Source organism: Mesorhizobium sp. M0047 (assembly GCF_040323315.1).
Taxonomy (GTDB): domain Bacteria; phylum Pseudomonadota; class Alphaproteobacteria; order Rhizobiales; family Rhizobiaceae; genus Mesorhizobium.
Genome location: NZ_JAMYUW010000027.1, coordinates 81,264 through 87,991 on the forward strand (window position 1 = coordinate 81,264; position 6,728 = coordinate 87,991).

Annotated in this window: 5 protein-coding genes and 1 pseudogene; 3 read left to right on the top strand and 3 right to left on the bottom strand. The window is 63.9% G+C overall.

The window, feature by feature from the left end; translation table 11 throughout:
* Positions 1–167: 167 nt before the first annotated feature.
* Complete coding sequence (gene ligD, locus NKJ89_RS23405; protein WP_352605976.1) at positions 168–2,696, bottom strand: DNA ligase D; 2,529 nt, start codon at positions 2,694–2,696, stop codon at positions 168–170.
* A gap of 524 nt (positions 2,697–3,220) precedes the next feature.
* Here ligD and NKJ89_RS23410 point away from each other — a divergent pair.
* From NKJ89_RS23410 to NKJ89_RS23420, 3 genes and pseudogenes are all read left to right on the top strand, one after another.
* On the top strand, positions 3,221–3,361 hold the full coding sequence (locus tag NKJ89_RS23410; RefSeq protein WP_023762254.1) for a hypothetical protein: 141 nt from the start codon (positions 3,221–3,223) through the stop codon (positions 3,359–3,361).
* Positions 3,362–3,540: 179 nt separating this feature from the next.
* Entirely contained in the window at positions 3,541–3,987 is a 447-nt protein-coding gene (locus NKJ89_RS23415) for a thiol-disulfide oxidoreductase DCC family protein (RefSeq protein ID WP_502898141.1), read from the top strand.
* Positions 3,945–4,034 (top strand): annotated as a pseudogene (locus NKJ89_RS23420) (hypothetical protein); the annotation flags it as partial. The gene NKJ89_RS23415 and the pseudogene NKJ89_RS23420, both read left to right, overlap by 43 nt.
* A gap of 31 nt (positions 4,035–4,065) precedes the next feature.
* On the opposite strand, the gene NKJ89_RS23425 reads toward NKJ89_RS23420, so the two are convergent.
* A complete protein-coding gene (locus NKJ89_RS23425; RefSeq protein ID WP_352605978.1) occupies positions 4,066–4,467 on the bottom strand; it encodes a DUF1850 domain-containing protein in 402 nt (133 codons plus the stop codon).
* A complete protein-coding gene (locus NKJ89_RS23430; RefSeq protein WP_352605980.1) occupies positions 4,464–6,569 on the bottom strand; it encodes a TRAP transporter permease in 2,106 nt (701 codons plus the stop codon). Before NKJ89_RS23430 ends, NKJ89_RS23425 begins: the two co-directional genes overlap by 4 nt.
* Between the last annotated feature and the right edge of the window lie 159 nt (positions 6,570–6,728).

Sequence of the window (6,728 nt, forward strand, 5' to 3'; positions counted from 1 at the left end):
CTCCACCGCCTTCGCCAATCTCCAAAATTGTATGGTTGGGCGACACCTTGAAGCCGCCGATCTCCCCCCTTGCGGGGGAGATGTCCGGCAGGACAGAGGGGGGTGTGAAGGATCGCTACATCCGCAATTCGGCTGGCGTTGCATCCGAAGATGTCTCCCGCCTCCAATCACCCCCGCTTGAGCACCGTCCCCCGCCCGAAAAAGTCCGCCCACGGATCGGCCTGCGCCAGCTGCTTCAGCGTCGTCTTGTCGCCGATCGGAAAGGCGTTCGGCGCCAGTCCGGCCTCGATCTCGGCCCAGGTCACCGGCATCGACACAGTGGCGTTCTTCTTGGCGCGCGACGAATAGGGCGCGACTGTCGTCGATCCCCTGCCGTTACGAAGATAGTCGACGAAGATCTTTCCTGTGCGCGCCTTTTTCGACAGTGTCGCCGTGTAGCGGTCGGAGGCACCCTGTTCGAGCGCGCGGGCAAAATCATGGGCGAAGGTCTTCACCGCGTCCCAATCCGCCGATGGCTTTAGCGGCACCAGCACATGATAACCCTTGCCGCCTGAGGTCTTGACGAAATTCGGCAGCGACAACTCGTCGAGCTTGCCCCTGATATCGAGCGCCGCGGCGCGCACCGCCTTCACGTCGACGCCTTCATCGGGATCGAGATCGAAGATGATCTGGTCCGGCTGTTCAAGCTTGTCGATTGTGCAGCCCCAGATGTGGATCTCGACCACGCCGTACTGGACCAGTGCCGCAACGCCGTCGAAATCCCGGATGAACAGGATCTCCTCGCCGTCGGTCGGGTCCTTCATGCGGGCGATCTTGTCGCTCATGCCGGCCGAAGCATGTTTCTGGAAGAAGCGTTGCCCGCCGACGCCGTCCGGTGCGCGCACCAGGCTGAGCGGCCGGTTGACGACGAACTGCTGCATGCGCGGCCACACCTGCGCATAGTGGTCGAGCAGCGCTTGCTTGGATATTTTTTCGTCGGGCCACAGCAGCTTGTCGGGATGCGAGAGTTTGATCGTGGTCGTCATCGACCCGGAGGGTTTGGCCGCGCTGCCGGCCGCAGACCTAGCCTTGGCCGCGCCCTTGCCTGTCGATGCCTCGCCTGTCGACGCCTTCGGCTTTTCTTGCACGACTTCCTCCGCCGGCTTGTCCTCGCGCAGTCCCTGGAACGAGGCATGGCGTATTATACGGTCGGACGTCCAGCTGCGAAACTCCACTTCGCCGACAAGTTCCGGCTTGACCCACACCAATCCCTTGCCCTTCGGCACGGCGGCGGAGAAGGGTGAGGCAGTCGCCTTCAGCCGGTCCAGCTTTGCCTTTAGCTCATTGGCGCCCTTGCCGGAAAAGCCGGTGCCGACGCGTCCGGCATAATGCAGTTTGCCGCCCTCGTGGAAGCCGACGAGGATCGAGCGCAGTCCGCGTCCGGTCTTGTCCGACGGCAAATACCCTCCGATGACGAATTCCTGCCGCGCCGTGCATTTCGACTTCACCCAGGTGGGGCCGCGTCCACTGCGATAGGGCGCATCGGCGCGCTTGGAGACGACGCCTTCGAGCCCCATGCGGCAGACATGCTCCAGCATGATGTTGCCGGGTTCGGCGAAATGGTCGCTGAAACGAACTGCTGCATACTCCGGCTGCTTGCCGAGCAGGTCCCGCAGGGCCTGCTTGCGTTCGACCAATGGTTCGGCGCGCAGGTCTTTGCCGTCAAGGCGCATCGTGTCGAAGACATAGTAGAGGAAGCGATCCGTCCGCCTGGCTGAGAGATCGGCTTGCAGCAGCGCAAAGGACGAAACACCGCTGTCGGCCAGCACGACGATCTCGCCGTCGATGATGGCGTCGCTGCATTTCAGTCCGGCGAGTTCAGCGATGATCTCGTCGCCGAACTTTGCGGTCCAGTCGAGACCGGTGCGGGTCAGCAGCCGCACATCGGTGCCGGCGATCTGCGCCTGCATGCGATAACCATCGAACTTGACTTCGTGCAGCCAGTCCTTGCCCGGCGGCGCATCCCGCTCCAGCGTGGCCAGCTGCGGCTCGACGAAGTCGAGTTTCTTGCCCCCGGCCTTCGCCTTGCCGACGACCAGCTTGTTTGAATGCCAGACCTTTGGCTCCTGGCCTTTGGCGGTCTTGCCTTCGCCGACTTCTTCGATCGTCAGGCCCGACTTCACCGATTCCGGTGCCTCCTTGAGAATATCCTCGCCGGGGCGGGCCGCGGCATCGTCCGATTTGATCAACAGCCAGTTGTCGTGTTTTTCTCCCGCGCGTGGCTTCAGCCGCACCAGATGCCAAAGACCGTGCAGTTTGTGTCCCTTGAGCTCGAAGCTGATGTGGCCCTTCTTCATCGCCTTGGCCGGGTCGATCTCGGGGACCCAGGTGCCCTCGTCCCAGACGATGACCGAACCGCCGCCATATTCGCCCTTGGGTATTGTGCCTTCGAACGATGCATAGTCGATCGGATGATCCTCGACATGCACGGCCAGCCGCTTCTCATGCGGGTCGAGGCTCGGGCCGCGCGTCACCGCCCAGCTCCACAGCACGCCGGCATGTTCGAGGCGAAGGTCGTAATGCAGCCTTGTCGCGGCGTGCTTATGGATGACGAAGATACCGCCAGCCTTGGTTTTCTTGTCGCGAGAAACCTTGCCGGCCGGTTCAGCCGTCTTCTTGAAATCGCGCTTGGAATGATACTGTTCGAGGCTGGCCATCTCTTGATATCCTCAGGCTGACTTGGCGCCGGCCTTCGGGGCCCCGGCATCCGACTCTTTTCCATCAAGTCGAACGAAGGCTTGGGGATCGCTTGGCCGTGGGCCCAGCGACGGCCTCGGATGGCCTTTCGCGGCTGGGTGCGGCGCCATGATATCTTCCCTTCCAGAACCCGGATGAAGATGAACGGGCAGAGGCCGCTCCAGTTCCGCCATGCGCGACGTCGACGGCGCGAAGGCCGCTTTCCGGGATGGTCGCGCCAGCACGGAAATTTCCCAGGCGCGGCAAAAGCTGAAACAGAATCGCGCGCAGGCGGCATTCGAACGAAACATATGTGATGCAAAAGTCACATTGGTCGGAATGCCGACCAACTGCACGGAAAGACCCCGAATCAGCCGCATTCCAGCCACGAAGCAAGGCCTTCTCGACCAGATATTAACATCACGTTCACCGACTATTCACCCCTCGACGCTATGATGACCGCAATTCGGAAGGGACATCCGAAAACGGGACAGGGACCAGGTAAATGAACTTCCTCGCGCACCTCATCGGCTATGCCGCCGTCATCCGCGAATTCGTCGCGCCGACCTATCGGCCCGAGCGCTATTACATGCGCGGCCCCGGCCCGGCCTGCGCCCGTCGCGGCAACTCGCTGGGCGCGCACTGATCATGACTTTCGAGAGCCGCCACGACAGCCGGATCTGCAGGCCCGCCGCCTCAACCCGCGCCACCACCTATCGCGCCGAGCGTCCCGCTCTCGCCGACAGGCGGCGTGCGACATCGCCACGGCTTTGATGCCGCCTCCGGCTGGCTTAGTGTCATAGGGCACAAGCAGCCGAGGCCTGCGTGACCGACCTTCCCAAGTCAAGCAGTCCCTCCAAAACATCCTTCGATGCACGCCATCCGCTGATCGTCTTCGATGGCGTCTGCGTGCTGTGCTCCGGCTTCGTGCGCATGGTGGTCAGGCTCGACCGCCAAAGCCGTTTCCGCTTCGCCACCGCGCAGTCGCCGTTTGGCGAAGCGCTGTTCAGGAAGCACGGGCTGCGCACGGACTCCTACGAAACCAATCTGGTCCTGATCGACGGCATCGCCTTCACGCGGCTCGACAGCTTCGTTGCCGTCATGTCGGAACTCGGCTGGCCCTGGCGGGCGATGAACGCTTTGCTGTTGCTGCCGCGCCCGCTGCGAAACTGGCTCTACGATTGCATCGCCAGGAATCGCTACACCCTGTTCGGCAGGAAGGACAGTTGCGAGATACCCGCACCCGAGCTGCGGGGACGAATGATTGGCTAGGGGGTCAGGTCGGCAGGAGATTTCACGAGGCCGTCGAAAACGGCCGCTTCCACTTCCATGTCGAGATTTCCCATCCGCTCACCGGCCTGATCGTGCGCTATCGGGCTGGCTCGTGCCGTCCGACCCGCATGGTTCCAGCACAATGGAGGCACCAGCCACCTTGCCGAGTTCACGGCAGCCTTGAACCGTGCACAGCATCCAGCCGTCGCCGGTCTCGCCGGAGGCGGCGAGCACGAGGCGTCGCTGTGGGCCTACATCAGGCGCATAGACCCACCAGCCGTCGCGCAGCACCGCGCCTTCCGGCGGCTCCATGCCCGCGCCCGAGCCCTTGATCCGCGCCTCGACCACTTGCAGGCCGGAAGGCGTCACCTTCCAGCCCTCCTCCCAGCGCGTCCGTTCAACCGAATGCATCCAGGACAGCGTGAAGGCGGCAACCGAGAGCGTCACCGTCTTGCCGGCGGCCAGGATGCACAGGCTCATGCGGTGGCCGGCCGCGCCCGCCACCAGTGCCAGCCGGTCCAGGCAAGCGCCAGCGCCCAGCCCGCTTCGTCGGTGAGGGGAACCGCAGCGACCAGAAGCACGCCGGCGGCGAAGGCGACAAGACGCTCCCACCATGCCATGCGCCTGACGAGGAAGCCCACCGCGGCAGCGCCCCACAGCACGATGCCCATGCACGCCTTGGCGACGATGTAGGCGACCTCGACGGGATAGCCGAACTGGGCGGAGATCGGACCGGCGTCCTGCAGCATCAGCGCCGGCGTGTAGACCGCCATGAACGGCACGACGAAGCCGGCGATGGCCAGCTTGGTCGCCTGGATGCCGATCTTGAGGCCGCTTTCCTTGGCCATGGGGGCGGCGGCGAACGCGGCCAGCGCCACCGGTGGCGTCAGGTCCGCCATGATGCCGAAATAGAAGACGAACATGTGGCTGACCAGCAGCGGCACGCCGAGCGACAGCAGCGCCGGCCCGGCCAGCGACGAAGTGATGATGTAGTTGGGAATGGTCGGGATGCCCATGCCGAGCACCAGGCAGGTGACCATGGTCAGCACCAGCGACAGGAACAAATTGTTCTCGCCGATCGAGATGATCCAGCCGATGAAGGTCGACGCGATGCCGGTCAGCGTCAGCGTGCCGATGACGATGCCGACGATGGCACAGGCAATGCCGACCGGCAGCGCGTTCTTGGCACCTTCGGCGAGCGAGTCGACGCAGATCCGCAGTGTCTCGCGCCCGCCCCTGAAGGTGAAGCAGGCGACGATCAGCGCGGCGATGACGAGGCCGAGGAGGTTGACGCCGAACTTCATGAACGAAGCCGCGGCGAGCCCGAGCGCCAGCCAGAAGACGATGCGGAAGGCGAGCGGCCCGATCGCTGCCGCCAGCGGCGTACCGAGGATGAGCACGATGGTCAGCGCCAGGCCCATCGTGCCGGCGAAGATCGGCGTATAGCCGGCGAACAAAAGATAGATGAGGGCCGCCAGCGGCAGCACCAGCGGCCAGTGCTGTCGCACCGCGTCCCATGGATTGGGCAAATCAGCCTTTGCCATGCCGTGCAGGCCGGCCTTGCCGGCCTCCAGATGCACCTGCCAGAAGCAGGCGCCGAAATAGAGCAGCGCCGGGATGATCGCTGCCTTGACCACTTCGGCATAGGGCACGTTCAGCGTCTCGGCCATGATGAAGGCGACCGCGCCCATCACCGGCGGCATGATCTGGCCGCCCATCGAGGAGGTTGCCTCGACGGCGCCGGCAAAAGCCGCGCGGAAGCCGAAGCGCTTCATCAGGGGGATGGTGAACTGGCCGCTGGCCACCACATTGGCGACGCCCGAGCCGGAAATGGTGCCCATCAGTGCCGACGACAGCACGCATACCTGCGCCGGGCCGCCGCGCCAGGTGCCGACAAGACCGAGCGCGAAATCGTTGAACAGCGCGATCATGACGGCGCGTTCGAGAAAGGCGGCGAAGACGACGAAGATGAAGATGTAGGCGGCTGAAACATAGATCGGCGTGCCGTAGATGCCTTCGGTGCCGTAGGCAAAGGTGTCGACGAGCTGGGCGAAATCATAGCCGCGATGGATGAGCGGCGGCGGCAGATGGTTGCCGACGAAGCAATAGGCGAGGAAGATGAAGGCGATGACCGCCAGCGGCAGCCCCATCAGCCGCCTGGCGGCCTCGAAGACCAGCACCACCAGCACTGCGCCGACGATCAGGTCCGGCGTGGTCAGGAAGCCGGAGCGGCGGATGAGGTCGGTATAGAACACCCAATTGTAGAGTCCGGTGCCGAAGCCGAGCACGCCGAGCGTCCAGAACACGGCTTTCGCCGGCACGCTTCTGGCGCGCAGATTGGCGATCAGGCCGAAGCCGAGCAGCAGCAGGAAGCCGACATGCATGGCTCGCACCACCTGGCTCGGAATGCTGCCATAGGCGGCGATGTAGATCTGGAAGACGGAGAAAGCGACGGCGATGAGAAAGGCGGCCTTGCCGGCCATGCCGTCGCCGAAGCCCGGCGGCAGGCCTTCGACCTGCTCTTCGGCGATGGGGAGATGGAAGGTGGCGGATTTGCCGTCGGTTGTCGTTGCTTCGCTCATCCATCGGTCTCCAAAAGGAGCGAATTGTAGCGCGAGGGCGGCCCCCCGCACAGCCGGACGGCAAGGGGCGGGCGCGCGGAGGAACAGAAGAGATTTACAACCCCCCAAAAAACACCCAGAGAAACCAGATAATTTCACCCCACCGCGCCCGCAGAGATT